The sequence below is a fragment of the Flavobacterium sp. NPDC079362 genome, assembly GCF_050267765.1.
GTDB classification, from domain to species: Bacteria; Bacteroidota; Bacteroidia; order Flavobacteriales; family Flavobacteriaceae; genus Flavobacterium; species Flavobacterium azizsancarii.
In genome coordinates this window covers 14,901-36,254 of the sequence record NZ_JBNNFM010000006.1, presented here as the reverse complement: position 1 = coordinate 36,254, position 21,354 = coordinate 14,901, and the positions used below count along the sequence as shown (strand labels likewise).

At 32.1% G+C, this 21,354-nt stretch carries 23 protein-coding genes; 17 read left to right on the top strand and 6 right to left on the bottom strand.

The window, feature by feature from the left end; translation table 11 throughout:
* Window positions 1-79: 79 nt before the first annotated feature.
* The 11 genes from ACQKCJ_RS07845 to ACQKCJ_RS07795 all read left to right on the top strand — a co-directional run bounded on the left by ACQKCJ_RS07845 (window position 80) and on the right by ACQKCJ_RS07795 (window position 7,917).
* Entirely contained in the window at window positions 80-1,081 is a 1,002-nt protein-coding gene (locus ACQKCJ_RS07845) for a hypothetical protein (RefSeq protein ID WP_427401720.1), read from the top strand.
* Between the two features lie 428 nt (window positions 1,082-1,509).
* Window positions 1,510-2,676: a hypothetical protein gene (locus tag ACQKCJ_RS07840; protein ID WP_427401719.1), complete on the top strand. Its 1,167-nt coding sequence runs from the start codon at window positions 1,510-1,512 to the stop codon at window positions 2,674-2,676.
* A 2-nt stretch (window positions 2,677-2,678) separates the two neighbouring features.
* Window positions 2,679-3,167, top strand: a complete 489-nt coding sequence (locus ACQKCJ_RS07835; RefSeq protein ID WP_427401718.1) for a hypothetical protein — start codon at window positions 2,679-2,681, stop codon at window positions 3,165-3,167.
* A 101-nt stretch (window positions 3,168-3,268) separates the two neighbouring features.
* Entirely contained in the window at window positions 3,269-3,772 is a 504-nt protein-coding gene (locus ACQKCJ_RS07830; protein ID WP_271334571.1) for a GbsR/MarR family transcriptional regulator, read from the top strand.
* A gap of 68 nt (window positions 3,773-3,840) precedes the next feature.
* Window positions 3,841-4,188: a hypothetical protein gene (locus tag ACQKCJ_RS07825; protein WP_427401717.1), complete on the top strand. Its 348-nt coding sequence runs from the start codon at window positions 3,841-3,843 to the stop codon at window positions 4,186-4,188.
* On the top strand, window positions 4,185-4,922 hold the full coding sequence (locus ACQKCJ_RS07820; protein WP_427401716.1) for a YqjF family protein: 738 nt from the start codon (window positions 4,185-4,187) through the stop codon (window positions 4,920-4,922). Before ACQKCJ_RS07825 ends, ACQKCJ_RS07820 begins: the two co-directional genes overlap by 4 nt.
* Window positions 4,923-4,957: 35 nt before the next feature.
* The gene (locus ACQKCJ_RS07815; protein ID WP_427401715.1) at window positions 4,958-5,305 is read left to right on the top strand and encodes a hypothetical protein; all 348 of its coding nucleotides are present in this window, start codon (window positions 4,958-4,960) and stop codon (window positions 5,303-5,305) included.
* Between the two features lie 18 nt (window positions 5,306-5,323).
* Window positions 5,324-5,710, top strand: a complete 387-nt coding sequence (locus ACQKCJ_RS07810) for a hypothetical protein (RefSeq protein WP_271334568.1) — start codon at window positions 5,324-5,326, stop codon at window positions 5,708-5,710.
* A 73-nt stretch (window positions 5,711-5,783) separates the two neighbouring features.
* The gene (locus ACQKCJ_RS07805; RefSeq protein ID WP_427401714.1) at window positions 5,784-6,692 is read left to right on the top strand and encodes a TIGR01777 family oxidoreductase; all 909 of its coding nucleotides are present in this window, start codon (window positions 5,784-5,786) and stop codon (window positions 6,690-6,692) included.
* Window positions 6,693-7,002: 310 nt separating this feature from the next.
* Window positions 7,003-7,458 (top strand): SRPBCC family protein, encoded by a 456-nt coding sequence (locus ACQKCJ_RS07800; protein WP_427401713.1) that lies wholly within the window; start codon window positions 7,003-7,005, stop codon window positions 7,456-7,458.
* Between the two features lie 60 nt (window positions 7,459-7,518).
* On the top strand, window positions 7,519-7,917 hold the full coding sequence (locus ACQKCJ_RS07795) for a DUF1090 family protein (protein WP_427401712.1): 399 nt from the start codon (window positions 7,519-7,521) through the stop codon (window positions 7,915-7,917).
* Between the two features lie 657 nt (window positions 7,918-8,574).
* Here ACQKCJ_RS07795 and ACQKCJ_RS07790 read toward each other — a convergent pair.
* Window positions 8,575-9,381, bottom strand: coding sequence for a hypothetical protein (locus ACQKCJ_RS07790; protein WP_427401711.1), 807 nt, complete (start codon window positions 9,379-9,381; stop codon window positions 8,575-8,577).
* Window positions 9,382-9,602: 221 nt separating this feature from the next.
* Between ACQKCJ_RS07790 and gcvP the strand changes: the two genes are divergently transcribed.
* The 6 genes from gcvP (at window position 9,603) to ACQKCJ_RS07760 (ending at window position 17,134) form a co-directional block, all read left to right on the top strand.
* On the top strand, window positions 9,603-12,452 hold the full coding sequence (gene gcvP / locus ACQKCJ_RS07785; protein WP_427401710.1) for an aminomethyl-transferring glycine dehydrogenase: 2,850 nt from the start codon (window positions 9,603-9,605) through the stop codon (window positions 12,450-12,452).
* A gap of 394 nt (window positions 12,453-12,846) precedes the next feature.
* Window positions 12,847-13,905: a 3-oxoacyl-ACP synthase III family protein gene (locus ACQKCJ_RS07780; protein ID WP_271334562.1), complete on the top strand. Its 1,059-nt coding sequence runs from the start codon at window positions 12,847-12,849 to the stop codon at window positions 13,903-13,905.
* Window positions 13,906-14,073: 168 nt separating this feature from the next.
* Complete coding sequence (locus tag ACQKCJ_RS07775) at window positions 14,074-14,601, top strand: methyltransferase (protein ID WP_271334561.1); 528 nt, start codon at window positions 14,074-14,076, stop codon at window positions 14,599-14,601.
* A gap of 96 nt (window positions 14,602-14,697) precedes the next feature.
* Window positions 14,698-15,546 (top strand): glycosyltransferase, encoded by an 849-nt coding sequence (locus ACQKCJ_RS07770; RefSeq protein WP_271334560.1) that lies wholly within the window; start codon window positions 14,698-14,700, stop codon window positions 15,544-15,546.
* 80 nt (window positions 15,547-15,626) lie between these two features.
* A complete protein-coding gene (locus ACQKCJ_RS07765) occupies window positions 15,627-16,373 on the top strand; it encodes an MlaE family ABC transporter permease (protein WP_089478327.1) in 747 nt (248 codons plus the stop codon).
* Complete coding sequence (locus ACQKCJ_RS07760) at window positions 16,373-17,134, top strand: ABC transporter ATP-binding protein (protein WP_271334559.1); 762 nt, start codon at window positions 16,373-16,375, stop codon at window positions 17,132-17,134. The genes ACQKCJ_RS07765 and ACQKCJ_RS07760 overlap by 1 nt, the downstream gene beginning before the upstream one ends.
* Before the next feature lie 110 nt (window positions 17,135-17,244).
* On the opposite strand, the gene ACQKCJ_RS07755 is transcribed toward ACQKCJ_RS07760, so the two are convergent.
* The 5 genes from ACQKCJ_RS07755 to ACQKCJ_RS07735 all read right to left on the bottom strand — a co-directional run bounded on the left by ACQKCJ_RS07755 (window position 17,245) and on the right by ACQKCJ_RS07735 (window position 21,344).
* A complete protein-coding gene (locus ACQKCJ_RS07755; protein WP_271334558.1) occupies window positions 17,245-17,847 on the bottom strand; it encodes a SprT-like domain-containing protein in 603 nt (200 codons plus the stop codon).
* Between the two features lie 84 nt (window positions 17,848-17,931).
* Window positions 17,932-18,609, bottom strand: coding sequence for an SDR family NAD(P)-dependent oxidoreductase (locus ACQKCJ_RS07750; RefSeq protein ID WP_271334557.1), 678 nt, complete (start codon window positions 18,607-18,609; stop codon window positions 17,932-17,934).
* A gap of 35 nt (window positions 18,610-18,644) precedes the next feature.
* Complete coding sequence (locus ACQKCJ_RS07745; protein WP_271334556.1) at window positions 18,645-19,622, bottom strand: M20/M25/M40 family metallo-hydrolase; 978 nt, start codon at window positions 19,620-19,622, stop codon at window positions 18,645-18,647.
* 28 nt (window positions 19,623-19,650) lie between these two features.
* Window positions 19,651-20,307 carry a hypothetical protein gene (locus ACQKCJ_RS07740; RefSeq protein WP_427401709.1) on the bottom strand — a complete coding sequence of 219 codons (657 nt, stop codon included), beginning with the start codon at window positions 20,305-20,307 and terminating at the stop codon, window positions 19,651-19,653.
* A 2-nt stretch (window positions 20,308-20,309) separates the two neighbouring features.
* Window positions 20,310-21,344, bottom strand: a complete 1,035-nt coding sequence (locus ACQKCJ_RS07735; RefSeq protein WP_427401708.1) for a D-alanine--D-alanine ligase — start codon at window positions 21,342-21,344, stop codon at window positions 20,310-20,312.
* Window positions 21,345-21,354 lie beyond the last annotated feature (10 nt).

The following is a 21,354-nucleotide window of genomic DNA, read 5'->3' as shown; positions in this document are numbered from 1 at the left end:
AGAATATAAATGTTAAATAAAAACTTTGATATCGTTTTAAAAATAATATGTTTGTACGCTTTTACTTAAAACCACTATTATGAAATCAATTTTTAGCGAAACTCAAAATAATGTGATTAATAAAATTTGGGTTTTCGGAATTATACTTTTCTCTCTAAGTATGATTCTCTATTACATCGAAGTTTTTACACCGAACACTTTTATATTTACACAGCTTTGGCGTGTACTTTTTTGGTTTTTCAACACATTAATTCTTTCATGGTATTTTTATAAAAACAATAAAATAAAAACCGGTATCATCCTGCAATTATTGAGTCTGCCATATTTTTTCAAAAATGACATTTCATTTTTTTTAGATTATAATTTCACACACTACCTTTATAATTTCACTTGGTATGAAAGCATCTATATCAACAAAATCATCAGTTTTTTGACGCTTATAATTCCTTTTTTTTATTTTGTTAAATACTATTTTGCACTGGAAAACTTTAATATTTCAAAAAAAACAAAATGGTTCTTTCCGGTACTAATTTCTATAGTTTTACTCATTGTTATTGATATAGAAGCCAGGGATACATTTGGAAATTTTGCATTTTTAAATTTCAGCGAACCTTATATGCAGGATATATTGATAACGATTATTGAGTTTATCAATACGTTTAAAATTTTATTTGGTCTGATTGGTTTCTTCTACATTACCAATAGATTTGGAGGAATTAAAAGTATCCGCAAGCCTATAGACGAGCAATTTATTGATAAAAATTTCTTCAAGTGGGGATTTATAATCAGCTTTTTTATTTTGATTCTGACAGTTTTAGATCTGGCTCAATCAATACTTACAATTTCGATTTTTTCTTCAAAATTTGATTTTGCTGAAATCTGCAAGTTAATATCAAGCTATTTTTTATTACTCTACTCAGGAAGATTTTTAGGCAATCTAATCCAGTTTCGAGGTTATTCCTTAAAAAAATATTTTGGAGTTATAAATGTTTTTGCACTTGCTCCTATATTAAATATTTTTACTTTTTTTGTTTTACTTCTAACAAAAAAAAACAGAAAACGCAACTCAATATTTTCTTAATCTAAAGAAAAACAAAAAACTTCACTTAGCTATTTATTGCCTTTTACTAACCGCTTTTCTGGTATATGAATATTTTACAAATGAAGTAAAAACCATAAATGATCTCATAAAAATTCCCGTTTTTATACTAGCAATACTTTTGGTTGCCTATTATAAGATCATGACCAAAATTGTTCCTTTTGCAGTAGTTCTGTTTTTATATTTTAAACACATAAAATTCTTTTTTGATTTTACCGATGGTTATCTCGTTTTTTTCAAAGACAAGATTTTCTCCTTTCTATGGCTCTCTAGCTTTGGCGTTTTTATTCTTTATTATGTTCTTTATTATGTCTTGCATAAATCATTTTATGTTGAGTACTCAGACATTGAAAACGAAGAAGACTTAGCGGTAAATATTGATAAGTTTAATTAACAAATAAATGCTCCTTATGAAAAATATCAAAATAATATATTTACTGGTATTGCTTTTATCAATATCAAGTTGCAAAAGATATAATGTCGAAGAAAATAAAGACAATACAGAATTAATTGCACAAGAAACAAAAATCAACAAACAAGAAGCTCAAAAGATTTTCAATTCAAAAGTAAACCTGACTCCTTTATCTGAAGCAGGTAAATACAACATTTCTATTCCGGACAATTATATGTATCAAGTTACAGTCTATGAAGAAGGCAATATTGATTTGGTGTTTGGAAAAATAGATTTTGCAAATCGAAAAGATGTAGTAGCAATTGAGTTAACCACCGCTTTGTTTCCCCGTGAAAGGCTTTGCTCACAAAGCGTTTATGTCATCAAGGAAGAAAACCCTAACCTGATTAGCATCCCGGAAATCAAGAAACAGCTTGTAAAAGAAAATTATATTTACTTTGAAGATTCTAATAGTATTATTTACGGCGAAAATTTTACTGTCATACATTATGAGTACGATGCTGCCGCAAAAAGCTATATTATTTACAATGGAGAAATCGATCACTTTGCAAAATTTCCTGAAAAAGAAAATCTTGCTCTTCACATGCTTAAAAATGGTAAAAATTTATTAAAAAAGGATTTCATAAAAGTTCCATTCAACTCCTGGGAAGAATATGTTTTGAATTCTCCTAAAGCTGAAATTAATTTGTTCAGTTCTATTTTTAACAAATTAGATAAGGAAATACAAGCTTTCTTAGAGCCTAATCAATACGTTTCGCCAAGATCAGAAGGAAACTACGACTATGTAACCTTTTACAGAGCAAATGACGCGATAGAACGTACTTATCTTAATTTTCTAAATGCTGTAAAAACAAACACAATAGAAAGTTTCGAAATACCGGAGAAAATCAGCAAAGACTTTGAAAAGATTTTTTTTAGTTACAGATATTCACTAGCAAATAAATATAGCTATTCCCAAATAGATAATGTCACAGATTTAAAAATTACAGATTCAGGATATAATAATCGTGTTTTCGAAAAATTAATTTGTAAAGTACAATATGACGGGAAAATTTTTTACTTGACTACAAATGAGATCTCAGATCTTACAAGAGACTTTTACATTAAAATGTTCAATTATTATTCAAAAAATAAGACATTAGAAATTCCTGCCATAAAAAAATAAATATGAAAATTATACTAAAAATCATTGCATTAATAGCCCTACTAACATTTTACGGTTGCCATTCTGCTGGCGAAGATTTAATTGAAGTACCCGTAGCTAAAGATGAAATTACCTCTTCAGGCGAGATTAGTTTGAAAAAAGGAGAAACCATTGTATTCTGGACGAAAATAAATAGCAATTCCCCATATCCTGAATACACTATTAAATATCTTATTCAAGAAAACAAAAAAACGGTTGAATTTGACAGTATTACTAGATTTTCTTCTGGAACAAATCACATAATAAATGCTAAGGCAAGTTCTGAAATCATTACTGAAAAGACTTTTGAAGAAAAAGACACCATAATACACAAGAAAGATTTTGAATTTGAACTTGAAAACAAAAAATTTACTGCTCCAAAAGATGGCAAATACACATTTGATTTCAAGCTGACAAAATCCGATTCTGACTCCTTTTTTAATAGTGGTATATCGATCGTTTTAAGAAAGTAAGAATATCATTTTTTGAAACCATTTTTGTCAGTTCTTTTTTTACTCAAAATAAACTTTCATTTATTTTTGAAAGTTTAAAAACTTTTACTTACATTTGTTTCATGGAATTCAAAGAAGCAAAAAATAAGTTCGTACAAACCTGGGGAGCATTAGGTTCTCAATGGGGAATTAATAAAACCATGGCACAGATTCATGCTTTATTAATGATCTCGAACGAACCTGTTTCGATGGAAGACATTATGGACGAATTGCAAATTTCCCGTGGAAATACGAGCATGAATCTAAAAGCTTTAATGGATTGGGGAATTGTATATAAAGAATACAAAGCCGGAGAAAGAAGAGAGTTTTTTACTGCCGAAAAAGATTTAGATGAGTTGGCTGTAAAAATTGCAAAAGAAAGAAGTAAGAGAGAAATTAAACCCGCTCTTAAAATCTTAAAAGAAGTTTCTACAATCGAAGCAAAAGATTCGGCAGAAGAAAAACACTTTGTAGATCAGACCTCTAAATTGTATGATTTCGTATTAAAAGCAGATAATATGTTAGACAAAATGACTGAATTTAATGATAACTGGTTGGGACGTTTGGTCATGAAAATCATGAAGTAGATCTTCAAACTAAAAAAATTTAATTAAAACTTTCATTTTTTTCTGAAAGTTTAAAACAATCTATAACTATGAAAGCCATAAATTACCTTAATTATTTTTTTGTTGGTATGCCAATATTACTAGTTTTAATCGCAGCAGTGATACCTAATAATGGAGCAGAATTCGCTTTTTGTGGTGTTTTATCAACCATAGTTACCGGTTTATTTCAATTAATTTTTGGGATCAAAATGCTGCTGGATGAACCTGAAGATAAAGATCTTCAACATTATATAAGTGGCGTCATTTTCTTTTTCCTTTTATGGTTTGTTAATGGTCTAATACTCCATTTTGAGTTTATTTACTTCATCTTGTTTCCAATTCCAATAATTCTTGCAATCTACTTCTCTACTATAACTTATAAAAAAGCACAACAATGAATTTCTTAAAAGCAGAATGGAAAAACCTGGCACTTTTCAATTATGAAGTTGATGCCGGAATATTAGAAAAATATGTTCCCGCCGGAACTGAAATAGATACCTGGAACAACAAATGTTATGTGAGTCTGGTTGGTTTTATGTTCAAAAACACAAAAGTATTAGGAATTAAAGTTCCTTTTCATGTAGATTTTGAAGAAGTGAATTTAAGATTCTACGTAAAACGTTTTGAAAATGGCGAATGGAAACGCGGCGTTGTTTTCATCAAAGAAATTGTTCCTAAAAGTGCCATCACTTTTATTGCAAATACTTTGTATCAGGAACATTATGAAACTCAGAAAATGCGACATGAAATCATTGAAAATGAAAACACAAACATTTTTATATATCAATGGAAAAATGATAAAAAGTGGAATACTATTCAATTAGAAACAAAAAAAACTCCACTAGAAATTAAAGTTGATTCTGAAGCTGAATTCATTACAGAACATTATTTTGGTTATACTAAAATTGATGCCGGTAAAACTTTCGAATATGAAGTTCAGCATCCAAGATGGGAACAGTTAGAAGTTTTAAATCATAACGTTGATATTGATTTTAATAAAACTTACGGAAGTGATTTTGAATTTCTTCAAAACATAAAACCAACTTCAGTTTTTCTGGCAAAAGGTTCAAAAATTACAGTCAAGAATAAAAGAAAACTAGAATCTGTAAAAGCATTAGAGGAAATGGCATAATAAATTCGCAATCACTAATTTATAAATCGGCAATTATGAATCTAAATATTATAGGGTATTTTATTTACCTCAGCATTACAATTTTGATCATTCTAAAAGTTGGAAAAATCTGCTATAAAAACGGAAATATTTATGTCTCAGAACTAATTCCCAATCATGCTGATATATGTCAAAAAATCAATCAGGTTTTACTTTTAGGCTACTATCTTTTAAATATTGGGTATTGTGCAATGACTCTGATTTCCTGGCAAAAGATACTGTCATCAACTCAACTTATTGAAACCATTGGAATCAAAACAGCTATAATAATATTCATCATTTCTATTTTACATTACCTCAACATTATAATTCTAACCAAGTACATTCATAAATTAATTAAATAACACCTTAAATTAAATATCATGGAAACTACAAAAATCTTAATCGGTTACAGCGTTTATTTACCAATTGCCCTATTTCTTACTTATTATGTTTCTAAAACTCTTTTCAAAAACGGAAAAATATTTATGCTGGACATTTTTAAAGGCCGTGAAGATATTGCAGAAGCAACAAATAAGCTTTTTGAAACCGGATTTTATCTATTAAATATTGGTTTTGCGCTAATGATCCTAAAAATGCAAATCGGGCAAAATAGTTATCAGGAATTAATTGAAAGACTGAGTTACAAAATTGGAGGTTTTTCTATTTATCTTGGCATCATGCTATTCTTCAATTTATATTTCTTCTTTAGAGGGAAAAGAAAAGCAAAAGAAGCTCAGGAAGAAGAACGATTGGTTTTTAACGCCTAATTTTCAGCCTAAACCTAACAGGCTTTAAAAACCTGTTAGGTTTCAATACTCACAAAATCAAAAAAACAAAACCATGAAACTCATAATCGCAGCCGGAACAGGGTTTTTAGGACAAACTTTAATCCATCATTTCAAAGATAAGTTTGACGAAATTGTAATTCTTACGCGAGGAAAATCTCAAACAATTGACGGAATAAAATACGTAAACTGGAATGCAAAGACTTTTTCAGGCTGGGAAAATGAATTGGAAAATAGTACCGTTTTGATTAATCTGGCAGGAAAATCTGTCGATTGCCGTTATACTAAAGAAAACAAAAAAGAGATTCTTTTATCCAGAATTGAAAGTACTAAAGTTTTAAATAAAGCGATTTTAAATTGTCAGAATCCTCCAAAACATTGGCTTAATTCATCAACATCAACCATATATCGTTTTTCTTTAGACAAACAAATGGATGAAATTAATGGTGAAATAGGGAATGACTTTTCTATAAATGTCGCTTTATCTTGGGAAAAAGCATTTTTTAAAACCGAAACTCCAAATACTTTAAAAACGGCCTTACGAACTTCGATCGTTTTAGGTAAAAATGGCGGCGCTTTTATTCCTTTAAAGACTTTGGCAAAAATAGGTTTTGGAGGAAAACAAGGCAAAGGAAATCAGTTTATAAGCTGGATTCATGAAGATGATTTTGCCAATGCAGTTGGTCTTGTTATTGATAAAGAAATCACAGGAGTTATTAATGTCGTTTCTCCGAAACCCGCTCGTAATAATGATTTTATGAAAAAACTTCGAAAAGCAGTTGGTTGCCCATTCGGGATTCCGGTGAATAAATTTTTATTAGAAATCGGATCTTTCTTTATTCGAACAGAAACTGAATTAGTGTTGAAAAGTAGAAACGTAATTCCCAAAAGGCTTTTAGAAAATGGATTTACATTTAAGTTTGGAAATATTGATGAGGCCTTTAAAGATTTATTACACAAATGAAAGCACAAAATTCAGATTGGATTATTTTTTTAAGTTGAATTTTAAAGAGGAAGAGGAAAATGCATAATAAATTCTTTTGCAAAGCTCCTGCGGATTGAGATATTTATAGAAATTAATAATAGACCCTACTATTAAGCTCCAGAGGAGCGACATATTTATAGAAAACATACCATACATTCTTTCATTAGCTCCGGCGGAGCGACATATTTTTTATTATGATTTTATATCACCCCAATGGGGTTCAAACACTGTATAATTATAATTCTATAAATATAACATCCCTCCGGGATTTGAAATAAACTCCCTAATCATGACTAGAATTCAACTTACCACAAAAATAAAAGCGTCAAAACAAACCGTTTTCGACGCTTCAAGAAATATAGATATTCACCAACAATCTGCCAGTAAAACTAATGAAAAAGCAATTGCCGGAATAACATCCGGATTAATAAATTTAGACGAAACGGTAACCTGGCGAGGAAAACATTTCGGATTTTATCTCACACATAAAAGCCGAATCACCGCAATGACTTTTTTTGATTATTTTGTAGATGAAATGGAGCGCGGCAAATTCCAATCCTTCAGGCACGAACATTTTTTTGAAGAAGAAAATGGTCTTACTACCATGAAAGATAAATTGCAATATGAAACTCCGTTTGGAATATTTGGAAAAGTGTTTGATGTTTTATTTTTAAAAAGACATTTAACTAAATTCCTTTTAGAAAGAAATAAAATACTTAAAGAAGTATCTGAAAAACAGACTTAAAATATTTTTCTTACTTTTATTTAAATATTGTAACAATTGTAAATCACTAAAAATAAACTTATGACTTTAAAAACTAAAATTTTATCGATAGCATTTTTTACTATTTCTTTCATAGGATTTGCACAAAGTACTTGTGCTACTTTAAAAGGTTGCGAAAGAAAATTATGTGAGTTGAACACAAAATTAGTTGCAGCAAAAAAAGCCGGCAGTCAAAGTCAGATTAAAGGCGTTGAAGATGCCATAGCTAAAACTAAAAAGAATTGTACGACAGAAACAGTTAGTACTGATCTTAACAAAAAAGTAAAAGAAAAACAACAAAAGGTTAAGGAAAAAACAGACGATCTGAACAAAGCGATCAAAGACAATGAAAGCAAAGAAAAAATTGCTAAGAAAAGAAAGAAACTCGATGAGGCAAAAGCTGATTTGAATAAAGCACTGGCAGAACAAAAGACAAAATAGTTTTTTTTTAAGTTGACAGAAAATATGATGGATTTTTTCGCGCAGATTTAGCAGATTCGGCAGATTCGGCAGATTTTAAAATATCTTTTTTTTTTGAATAGAGATAAGGATGATTATCTAATCTGGCTTTAGCCAAACTTTATCATTTGGCTAAAGCCGGAAATATTCTATAACATTTTCTCCCCAGCTAAAGCTGGAGGCAATTCAATAATTAAACTGTTTCATTCACTTTCTTTTGAATAAAATCTCTCATTTTACGGTTTGCGTGAGGGATTGAGGTCAATGTCATTAAATTAAGGAAAAAAAGATAAAATATTTACTGTTTTTGACTAACGAATTTTGATTTCAGATGTCTGAAACAGCATAAAATCGACAATCCTATTATTTATGCCCATTAAGATTTGAAAGCATACAATTTGTGCCGTTAGGCACTAAATATCGGTAGTAGTTAATAGGAATCGGAATAAATGTAGCGTGCCGTAGGTACGCAATAATTATCGTTTTGTTGCGTACCTACGGCACGCCAATGTATTTCTAATCTATTTTAATTACTACCGATATTTAGTGCCAAACGGCACATTTAAACTCTTGATCCTAATATTCATAATTCTAAAAAAGCTTAACCTAGATGACACGCCTAAATAATTAAGCTTATTTTTATAAAAATACAATCATCAACCACCAAAATATCGGAACGCTTTCGACCCAAAAAGAAGTATAATATTTTGACCGATTGGGATTCGCAAACAAAATAAACAACATTAACATGACCACCATTATAAGATTTATAATAAGTTCATGAAAACTAAAAGTCAATATCCCAACAATCCAAAAAGGAACTAAAAGTGAAAATCCCAAAATTTTAGTACGCTTAACTCCTATTGTCTGAGGAACAGTCTTTAAATGCGGATCATCATTAGCCAAATCTAAAATCTCGAAAACAAGAATTAGTACAAAAACCAATACAAATCGTTGAATACATTTGATAAAAAAGTCAGGTATAAACGGAATTTCAGCATTGATATAAGGCAAAACCAATGTCGCTCCTACCCAACAAAGTGCTACGATATATATTTTTACACCAGCCCAATTTCTGGCATTCTTTCGATTAGGAAAAAAAGGCAAAGTATAAAGTGCGGTTATGGCAAAAATTATAACGGAAACAATCTGTGTAATTCGTTTGAGATGAAAAAAATAATAGCCTACTAAAACGAGTGAAACTAAACTTAAAATGGCGATAATTTTCAATTGATTTCCCACTGGTTTCCTCTTAACCCGAACCAATGCATCATATTTAACAAAATTATATCCCACAATTGTTCCAAAAAAAACGAACAACGCCATGGGTTCATCATATTGAATATGAAACACATGAAATGTAATTCGTACCAATGCATAACAAGATAAAGCCACATGAATACTGCTATTGAGGTAAAAATCGAATATCTGTTTTAGTAGTTTCATTTCTTAAATCTAATCAATTATTAACAAATCAACTCTTTAGTTGTAAATCTCATAAAAATTGAAGTTAAAAATACCTATTAAATTATTAATAATACTTAATTTTGCGCGACAAAAAAACAACACATTTACTATAAAATGTAATAAACCTTGTGTAACACCTGATTACGTCAAAGAAGATACATCGCGAATTGCATTGCCCTTAAAAAATTAGATAGCTACAAATGAAAACAGATGCTTTTGCTTTAAGACACATTGGCCCAAGAGAAACAGATCTTCAACACATGTTACAAACTATTGGAGTTGAATCGATCGAACAACTTGTTTACGAAACCCTTCCGGATGACATTCGTTTAAAAGCACCTTTGAAGTTGGATCCTGCAATGACGGAATACGAATTTGCAAATCATATTCAGGAATTAGGAAAGAAAAATAAAGTATTCAAATCCTATATTGGTTTGGGGTATCATCCCACAATCGTTCCGGCTCCAATTCAAAGAAACATCTTCGAAAATCCCGGATGGTATACGGCGTATACACCTTATCAGGCAGAAATTGCTCAAGGTCGTCTTGAAGCTATTTTAAATTTCCAGACTACTGTTATTGAACTGACAGGAATGGAAATTGCAAACGCTTCTTTGCTTGATGAAGGAACTGCTGCTGCCGAAGCTATGGCGTTATTATTTGACGTTCGTACACGTGACCAAAAGAAAAACAACATCAATAAATTCTTCGTTTCTGAAGAAATTTTACCTCAAACTTTATCAATCCTGCAAACACGTTCAACTCCTATCGGGATTGAGTTAGTTGTTGGAAACCATGAAACCTTTGATTTTTCGAATGAGTTCTTCGGAGCCATTTTACAATATCCGGGAAAATATGGTCAGGTAAACGATTACAGTGCTTTTGTTGCTAAAGCAAAAGAAAACGAAATTAAAGTAGCTTTTGCTGCTGATATTTTATCACTAGTTGCCTTAACTTCTCCGGGAGAAATGGGAGCGGCAGTAGTTGTTGGAACTTCACAACGTTTTGGTGTACCAATGGGTTATGGTGGTCCTCACGCTGCTTTTTTTGCTACCAAAGATGAATATAAACGATCTATGCCAGGTCGTATTATTGGAGTTTCGATTGATGTAAACGGTAATCGCGCTTTACGTATGGCGTTAGGAACTCGTGAGCAGCACATTAAACGTGAAAAAGCAACTTCAAATATTTGTACCGCTCAGGTTTTATTAGCGGTTATGGCCGGAATGTATGCAGTTTACCACGGACCAAAAGGATTACAATATATTGCAGGTAAAGTTCACGCATCGGCAGTTACTGCTTCTGAAGCTTTAAATAAACTAGGCGTTTTTCAAACCAATACGGCTTACTTTGATACTATTTTAGTAAAAGCAGATGCTCAAAAAGTAAAAGCTATAGCAGAGAAAAACGAAGTAAACTTCTACTATGTTAATGCCGATACGATTTCTATTTCGTTCAACGAAACAACTTCAATTACTGACATCAACCAAATTATTGCCATTTTTGCTGAAGCTTTAGGAAAAGAAACTTTTACTGTTGCTGAATTAGCTGCTACAAGCCAATTACCTGCTTCATTAGAAAGAACATCTTCTTTCTTAACGCATGATGTATTCAACAATCATCATTCAGAAAGTCAGATCATGCGTTACATCAAAAAATTAGAGCGTAAAGATTTATCGTTGAATCATTCGATGATTTCATTAGGTTCTTGTACAATGAAATTAAACGCAGCTTCAGAAATGTTGCCTTTATCAATGCCAAACTGGAACAGCATTCACCCTTTTGCACCAGTAGAACAAGCGGAAGGTTATATCACGATGCTTAAAAAATTAGAGCAGCAATTAAATGTAATTACGGGATTTGCCGGAACTACATTACAGCCTAACTCAGGAGCTCAGGGAGAATATGCCGGTTTAATGGCTATTCGTGCTTACCATTTATCGAGAAACGAAAGTCACCGTAATGTATGTTTAATTCCTTCATCTGCTCACGGAACCAATCCTGCTTCTGCAGCTATGGCAGGAATGAAAATTATCGTTACTAAAACTACTCCTGAAGGAAACATTGACGTAGAAGATTTAAGAGAAAAAGCGATTGAACATAAAGATGATTTATCTTGTTTAATGGTAACGTATCCTTCTACTCACGGAGTTTTTGAATCTTCGATTATTGAAATCACTAAATTAATCCACGACAATGGCGGATTAGTATATATGGATGGTGCAAACATGAACGCGCAAGTTGGATTAACAAATCCTGCTACAATTGGCGCTGACGTTTGTCACTTAAACTTACACAAAACTTTCGCTATTCCTCATGGTGGTGGCGGACCTGGTGTTGGACCAATTTGTGTAAACGAAAAACTGGTTCCTTTTTTACCAACAAACCCAATCTTAAAAGTAGGTGGTGAGCAGGCTATTACAGCAATTTCATCTGCACCTTACGGATCTGCTTTGGTATGCTTAATTTCTTACGGTTACATCACAATGATGGGCGCCGAAGGATTAAAAAGTGCTACAGAACATGCTATCCTGAATGCTAACTACATGAAATCCCGTTTCGAAGGGCACTACCCAATTCTTTATACAGGAGAATGCGGAAGAGCGGCTCACGAAATGATTTTAGATTGTCGTTCGTTTAAAGAAAACGGAATTGAAGTTGGTGATATCGCGAAGCGTTTGATGGATTACGGTTTCCACGCTCCAACGGTTTCTTTCCCGGTAGCAGGAACTTTAATGATTGAACCTACTGAATCTGAAGATTTAGCAGAGTTAGATCGTTTTTGTGACGCTCTTATTTCAATCAGAAAAGAGATCGAAGCTGCAACAGCAGATGATAAAAACAATGTATTAAAAAATGCACCGCACACATTAGCAATGTTAACTACAGATACTTGGAGTTTCCCTTATACTAGAGAAAAAGCCGCTTATCCATTGGAGTATATTGCTGAAAATAAATTCTGGCCATCAGTTCGTCGTGTAGATGATGCTTATGGTGACAGAAACTTAGTTTGCAGCTGTGCTCCTATCGAAGCTTATATGGAGAACTAAGAAATAAGTTTTCTTTAATAAATATTCAAACCCGACAGGTCTTAAAACTTGTCGGGTTTGTTTTTTTCTTTCAAGTTTCAGGTTTCAGGTTCAAGCGTAACGTGAAACTTGAAACAATTATAAAGTTTTCTGTTTTTTAACACTTTTTGAAACTTCGGTTTTATTTGTAACAAAACACAAAAAAACTTTACAATTTTTTCAAAAAAAAATAAATCAAAAAACAAAACTCAAACGTTTGAAATCTCGGTAAAACCTAAAATTCGTTAGAAAATTAACAATAAATCCCACAAATAATTATTATTTCATAATTATATGCATGCATAGTATTTTTTATGATAGTTATCATAAATTTATTTATAATTTAGCCATAAATTTATTGGCTAATTAAGGAATAATGAAAATAAAAATAATAGGTATAGGAAGTTATATTCCAAATAAAGAAGTAAGCAACACTGACTTTGGTGATCATGTTTTTTTAAATGAAGACGGAACTCCTTTTGCTTATCCTAACGAAGTTGTTATTAAAAAATTTAAAGGTATTACCGGAATCGAAAATCGCCGTTATGCCGAAGACCAACATACCTCATCTGATTTAGCTTTTTTCGCTGCCGAAAGAGCACTTGCAAATGCTAACATCGATCGTGAAACATTAGATTATATTATTTTCGCCCACAATTTTGGCGATGTAAAATCCGGAACGAATCAATCTGATATTTTACCAAGTTTAGCTACTCGCGTAAAAAACAAATTAGACATTAAAAATCCTAAGTGTGTCGCTTATGATATTCTTTTTGGATGTCCGGGCTGGATAGAAGGTGTTTTGCAAGCCAATGCATTTATAAAATCAGGCATGGCAAAACGCGTTTTGGTCATTGGGGCCGAAACTTTATCAAGAGTTGTTGATGATCACGATCGCGATTCAATGATTTACTCTGATGGTGCCGGTGCTTCAATTTTAGAAGCTTCTGATGACGAAGCTGGATTATTATCTTACGAAAGTGCTACTTATGCAAATGATGAAGCTAATTATCTATACTTTGGAAAATCATACAATCCAGATTTAGATCCGGATATCAAATACATTAAAATGTATGGCCGTAAGATTTACGAATTTGCATTAAGCCAGGTTCCTTGCGCAATGAAAAGCTGTCTTGATAAAAGCGGAATCGCAATTGATGACGTAAAGAAAATCCTGATTCACCAGGCTAATGAAAAAATGGACGAAGCAATTATCGCCCGTTTTTATAAACTGTACGATAAAACGCCACCTGAAAACATTATGCCAATGAGTATTCATGATTTAGGAAACTCAAGTGTTGCAACAGTTCCTACTCTATATGACTTATTAATTCAGGGCAAATTAGAAAATCATGAAATCAACAAAGGCGATGTTGTTATTTTTGCTTCTGTTGGAGCAGGAATGAATGTTAATGCATTTGTTTATAGATACTAAAATTAGTATACAGTCGCAGTCACAGTTTTCAGCTTCTGAATACTGTGACTGTAAACTGAGACTGAAAACTTAAAAAAAAGTCCGCATTTTAAAATGCGGACTTTTTAGTATATTTGCGACCTAATTATAAATCAAGAACGAAAGATTGTTTCGTTCTTCGCAACGACTATGTACGAAAAAACGTTTCCGAATAAAAGATTCAAACTTACTTTAGAGTTTTTACAAAAACACGTTAAAACATCTGAAGTTATTTTTGATTTTGGTGTACCAAATCCATTCTCTAAGATAATGGAAGAAAATGGCTTTACCGTAAAAAACACAAAAGGCGAAGATCTGGACAACGATCAGACTGCTTTACAAACCCAAGACTATACTGTTTTTACTGCATTTGAAATTTTCGAACACCTGCTAAATCCATACACAATTTTGCAAAACGTAAAATGTGACAAATTGCTGATTTCAATTCCGTTACGTTTGTGGTTTTCTCCGGCATATCGTTCTAAAACGGATATGTGGGACAGACATTATCATGAATTTGAAGATTGGCAGTTAGATTGGCTTTTAGAAAAAGCAGGCTGGAAAATAACGGATCGTCAAAAATTTACACATCCGGTAAAAAAGTTTGGTTTCAGACCATTATTAAGATATTTTACACCCAGATATTATATTGTTGTGGCTGAGAAAATAAAACAATAAAGAAATTCCAATATTCAAATTCCAAATTCCAATTTTAACCTTAACGGTAAGATTGGAATTTGGAATTTTAGAAAATTGGTATTTAATTTAAAATTTATGAAATATTACATTGTCATTCCTGCGCACAACGAACAAGATCTTATTGGTCTCACGCTGCAATCTCTAGTTTCTCAAACTATTTTACCATCAAAAGTTGTTGTTGTAAATGATAATTCGACTGATAAAACAGAAGAAATTGTTTTGGGATTCGCAATGGAACATCCGTTTATTTCTGTTGTAAACAAAACTTCAGATGCCATTCATATGCCAGGAAGCAAAGTAATTCAAGCTTTTCAGAAAGGTTTTGAAACACTGGATTCCGATTATGACATTATTGTAAAAATAGACGGTGATTTAATTTTTCCAGCTAATTATTTTGAAACTATCATCAAACATTTTCAATCGGACCCGAAAATTGGAATGGCAGGCGGATTTTGTTACATCGAAAAAAATGGCGAGTGGATCTTAGAAAACCTAACCGATAAAGATCATATTCGCGGAGCACTGAAAGCGTATCGTGCAGCAACTTTTAAGCAAATTGGAGGCTTAAAACCTGCTATGGGTTGGGATACCGTAGATGAATTACTTTGCAAATATTATGATTGGAAAATAGTTACTAATCCTTCTTTACACGTAAAACACCTTAAACCAACAGGCGCAAACTACAATAAAACAGCACGTTATAAACAAGGAGAAGCTTTTTACACATTAGGATACGGTTTTTGGATTACCGCAATTGCATCAGCAAAACTGGCGATGATGAAGAAAAAACCTTTTTTATTTTTTGACTATATTAGAGGTTTCTGGAAAGCTAAAAAAGCTAAAACACCACTGTTAGTCACCACAGAACAAGCTAAATTTATTAGAAACTATAGATTTAAGAAAATGAAACAAAAGTTAATTTGATCCGGAAAAGTACCGAAATCGCTTCACTCATAACCCAAAACTCATAACTTCTTTTTAACTTAGCCAATATTTCAAAACTTATGATGCTAATTCGTTATATATCTCAAATAGGAAGATATTTTTTAATGCTGAAAGAAATTTTTAACAAACAGACCAAATGGCCTGTTATGAAAAAATTGATTTTCAAAGAAATAGATGATTTAATAATCGACTCTCTTGGCATTGTTTGCTTTATCTCCTTTTTTATTGGAGGAGTTGTGGCCATTCAAACTGCACTAAATCTAACTAATCCTTTAATTCCAAAATATTTAATTGGTTTTGCTACACGTCAATCTGTAATTCTGGAGTTTGCCCCTACTTTTATTTCGGTGATTATGGCCGGAAAAATGGGATCTTACATCACTTCCAGTATTGGTACAATGCGTGTTACAGAGCAAATTGATGCTCTTGAAGTTATGGGTGTTAATTCATTAAACTATCTTGTTTTTCCAAAAATAGTAGCCCTTTTAATGTATCCTTTTGTAATTGGAATTAGTATGTTCCTGGGTATTTTTGGCGGATGGCTTGCTTGTGCATATGGAGGATTTTCGACTAGTGAAGATTTTATTCAGGGTGCTCAAATGGAATTTATCCCTTTTCACATTACATATGCGTTCATTAAGACTTTAATTTTTGCAATGTTATTAGCTACAATTCCATCTTTTCACGGATATTACATGAAAGGTGGCGCATTAGAAGTGGGTAAAGCAAGTACGGTATCCTTTGTATGGACATCTGTTTGTATTATTCTTTTTAATTATATATTAACTCAATTATTATTAGGATAATGATCGAAGTAAAAAACATAGAAAAATCATTTGGTGACAGTAAAGTTTTAAAAGGCGTTTCGACGGTTTTTGAAACTGGAAAAACCAACTTGATTATTGGACAAAGTGGATCAGGAAAAACGGTTTTATTAAAAACGTTATTAGGGATTCACACCCCTGATTCAGGAACAATTGAATTTGACGGAAGAGTGTATTCTGAATTAAATCCGGACGAAAAAAGAGAATTAAGAACTGAAATTGGAATGGTTTTTCAGGGAAGTGCTTTATTTGATTCGATGACTGTTGAAGAAAATGTAGCGTTCCCATTAAAAATGTTCACTAACGACAACAATGCTAAGATTAAAGAACGTGTTGATTTCGTCTTAGAAAGAGTAAATCTTGTTGATGCTCATAAAAAACTACCTTCTGAAATCTCCGGAGGTATGCAAAAACGTGTGGCGATTGCCCGTGCGATTGTAAATAATCCAAAATATTTGTTTTGCGATGAACCTAACTCAGGTTTAGACCCGAACACCTCAACTTTGATTGATAACTTGATTAAGGAAATTACAGAAGAATACAATATCACAACCGTAATCAATACGCACGATATGAACTCGGTAATGGAAATTGGCGAGAATATTGTTTTCTTAAAAAAAGGAGTAAAAGCGTGGCAGGGAACTAAAGAAGAAATTTTTAGAACAGACAATAAAGATATTGTGAAGTTTGTTTACTCTTCGAACCTGTTTAAAAAAGTAAGAGAAGCTTATTTAAAAGGTTAAAACCTTTTTTAAATTCCAAAACTGGATAAAACTCAATAAAAAAATTCCAAATTCCAAAGCTGATGAGCAATTGGAATTTGGAATTTTTTTATTGGAATTTTCATTATTTTTTAATTCGAATTAATCAATTCCACTTCAGCATTAGGATTAAAAAGATAAGTTCTTCCAGAGCTTATTTCGATACATTCGAATCGTTTGGTTCTAACAGCTAATTTCTTGAATACTTTTCCGTTTTTAATTCTGAATACGCTTCCGTAAGGAATTTCAAAAACATAGTTTTTATCGTTTTTCGCATCGTATTGCTTTAAAGCCAAAGACAAAGTAGTATCGGTATCACTACTCGCAGACGGGCTCTTAAAATGCCTCGCTAACAAGGGTAATAATTGCCCGGGGAAAATCTCCGGACGAATATAAGGAACCATCGTGCGCTGAAAAGTAAGTTTCCACTCAATTCCGTGTGGCTTTATATTACGTCCATATTTTTCAAAAGCCACTAAATGTGAAATCTCATGAATCAGCGTAATCAAAAAACGATATTTATTTAAACTGGCGTTCACCGTGATTTCATGTTTACCACTCGGCCCTCTCCTATAATCTCCATGACGCGTTTGGCGTTCATTGACGATTTTAAGATGAACCTGATTGTCAACAATCAATTCAAAGACAGGCTTTACGGCATGTTCCGGTATATATCTGGCTAAAGTTTCGATCAATTTCTTTTACGTTAAAAGTTATATGTTAGATGTCAAAAGTTTTAAAATTGGAATTTGGAATTTATTTTTTGAAATTTAAAAAATCTAAGGATTTGTTGACGAAACTTCCAACACCTTCCCATTAAAGTATTTATTTCCGTTAAGCGTAAAATCATAAATATAATTAGCCATTCCTTCAGCAGAAATAGGTGCCTGATAACCCGGGAAAGCTTCTCGTAACATTTCTGTTTGGACTGAGCCAAGGGCTAAAACATTAAACGAAATTCCTTGCTCCTTGTATTCTTCAGCTAATAACTCGGTTAACGTAATTACAGCACCTTTACTTGAACTATAAGCTGCCAATCCTGCAAATTTAAGACTTCCTCTTACGCCTCCAATTGAACTGATCGTTACCACATGACTTCCTTTTTGAAGATAGGGCAAACAAATTCTGGTAAGATTTGCTACAGCAAAAACATTCACTTTATAAATACTTTCAAAATCAGCCTGAGTGGTTTCGGCAAAAGGTTTTAATAATAAAGCACCGGCATTATGCACTACAGCATCCACTTTTTTCCAGGTTGAAGATAAAAAATTAGCGACTTCCGTCAAAGCAGCTTCATCTGATAAATCAACCGAAAGGCAAGTGACGTTTGGATGCTCTAAAAGAGTTTGAGGTATTTTTCTGGAAATGGCTAAAACCTGATTTCCGGCATTAGCAAATTGCAAAGCCAATTCGTAACCAATTCCCCTACTGGTTCCCGTAACAATAATATTTTTCATAAAGCAAAAATAAGCAAATCAAATAAAATGATAAATTATTTATTCATTGTAATTTCTTGTGTTGGCGAAACAGCAATTTTTGTTACAGCCGGTAAAAATTCCTGAATAAAAGAAGTCATATGCGGAATGTCCATCAGTTTAAATTCATCCGAAACATGATGATAAAAATCAAAATTCTCAAAATCAAAAGTACTTACAGATTGGCATGGTTTTCCAAAAACTTCAAAAAACGGATAATTATCAGATCTGAAAAATAGTTGATATTCTGCTTCTTTTGGCAAGAACCCAATAGTCTTTTTACCTGTATATTCATTTATTTTTTCAGCCATATTCGATTTGTCAAAACCTGTAATATAGGCAAGATAATCACGTTTCATTGGCACACCAATCATTTCGATATTTAACTGTGTATATAAATTGAAATTTTGTTTTTTTAGTTTTTGCACCAAACTTTTAGATCCTAAAAGACCTTTTTCTTCTCCGGCAAAAAACACAAAAAGAATACTTCTTTTATTTGCTTTAGTCTCACTAAAATATTTTGCTATTTGCGCAACAGCCGTAACTCCGGATGCATCATCATTTGCGCCATTATTAATAATATCAGCCTGCTGTTTTTTCTCCACACCAATATGATCGTAATGCGCACTTAAAACCACAAATTCTTTTTTCAGCACAGGATCAGTTCCCTCTAAAACTCCAACAATATTATATGCCGGCGATTTAAAATTAGTCAACGTATCGCGATACGAAGTAAAATATGGCTTCACTTTGTTATTTTTAAAGAAATCCTCCAAAAACACCGCTGCTTTTTCAATTCCTTTCGTTCCGGTTTCACGCCCTTCTAATTCATCTGAAGAAAGATACTTCAAGAAATCCGAAACCTCCGTTTCATTTACTTTATAGGTGATTTCGAGTGGTTTTGAAATTGCTTTTGAATCTTTTTCAGTAACTGCTAACGGATTCGATTTACAAGCTAACAAAACAAAAGGAAGTAGAAAGAGAATTTTTTTCATAAATGAAATTTTAGTCCAACTTCAGATCTTAAATGGCTAAAGCTGATGGTTTAAAATACTTTTTATATACTTTAAATACCTGAAAACTTCCTAAAATAATAAAAACTAACGGAATAAAAACAGGCATTAAATACTTTGAAAAATGATTTGTTTTTTGAAAAAGAGTCTGCAAAAGAACAATCAGACTGAACATCCCTAAAAAAACACCTATCAAAGTTCCTGCAATATAATAATATTTTAACTTTCTTTCTATTGCAATATACTTTCCGTTAAGTAAATATAGATTCCAACTGGTCCAGAAAGGGAGTTGCAAAAAATTAAAACAATTTAAAACCACACCAATTACAAATGGCGAATACATGAAATACTCTTGTAAATAATTATTTGATTTTGTGGTTTGCCTGAAATTAAAATAAAAAAAGAGTGCCAAACCAAACATAAAAACAATGGAAAAAAAATCAATTATCTTCATTAATCGCTTACTTTGTATCAGCCGTTTAGCAAAAATCAAAGTGAAGTAGATTACAAAAGTTTCAACAAAAACAACTCCAAATAAAAAGAAGATTAAATTATGAAGCCCTGATTTTGCATAGATTTCCAACCCCACTAAGTTTAAATATCCTAGAGGAATTGATCCCAGAAAGCTTACCAGAAATCCCACAGAGATATTTTTTATTCTTTTCATTTTTAAAAATTGACGATTTTACTATTTTGAACCAAATGCAATCTGTATTCACGCATTCCAACTTTATAATTTAAATACGGAACGCCCATTTTATGATTTTGAACACTAATTTCATACATATAAGTAATGTGTCGTGCCAACTCTTTCCAGGCAAACCACACAGAATGTTTAGGATCATAAATATGTGTGGGTTCACTTGCGGCTCCGTTAAGTTCTACGATTTGAAAATTTTCTCCACGTTCTAATTCTTCAAAAGAATTGTACATGATATCAAAACGCCCAAAGTAAAATTCAGGGATCTGAGTTGCAATTTCATTGATCATTGCAGTTAATTTTGGTGTTATCAAATCGCTGCCATCCAGAAATTTTGCACCGCGGGCATGGTTCCCAAACGGAACTAAATTTACCACTTCGCCTTTTCTTAAGATCTGATACAATTGATCTCCGTATTCTTCTTTTAAAGACTCAAGCTGAAACTGAAATCGGGGAGTTTTATAGATTAAATCTTCAATAGTCGAGATTCCGTCACCAATAACATTTAGAAATTCTTTAGAAACAATTCCTGTGATTTTCCCTTCTTTCTCAAGTGGATGACGCACATAAAAAACACCAACTTCTTTTTTGAACGGTATTAGATCTTGTATCAAAAAATCAAAGTTTGCTTTTTTAGCGTACTCTTTTAATTCAGAAACAGTTTTAATTTTTTTCACACCGGAACCACGTAAACCAATATCCGGCTTTGCGATTAAGGGAAAATAAATATTATTTTCGATTATACTATTTACTATCTTTTTTAAACCTGTATTCTCTTTAATTAAAATAGTTTTGGGATAATGTTTTTTAGGAAGCAAATCATAAATCTGTTTTTTACTTTCCATAAGAAATCCTCCGTTTTTAATTTTTGGATTAGATGCATTAAAGAAAAAAACAGATCTCGCTTTGCAGGCATAATACGCCCAAAGAAAATAAATAGGAACATACAAAACCTGAAACGGCCAATACTCCCAATTGGTGATTTTATGAAAAAGTAGTTTCATCTTAATTTTA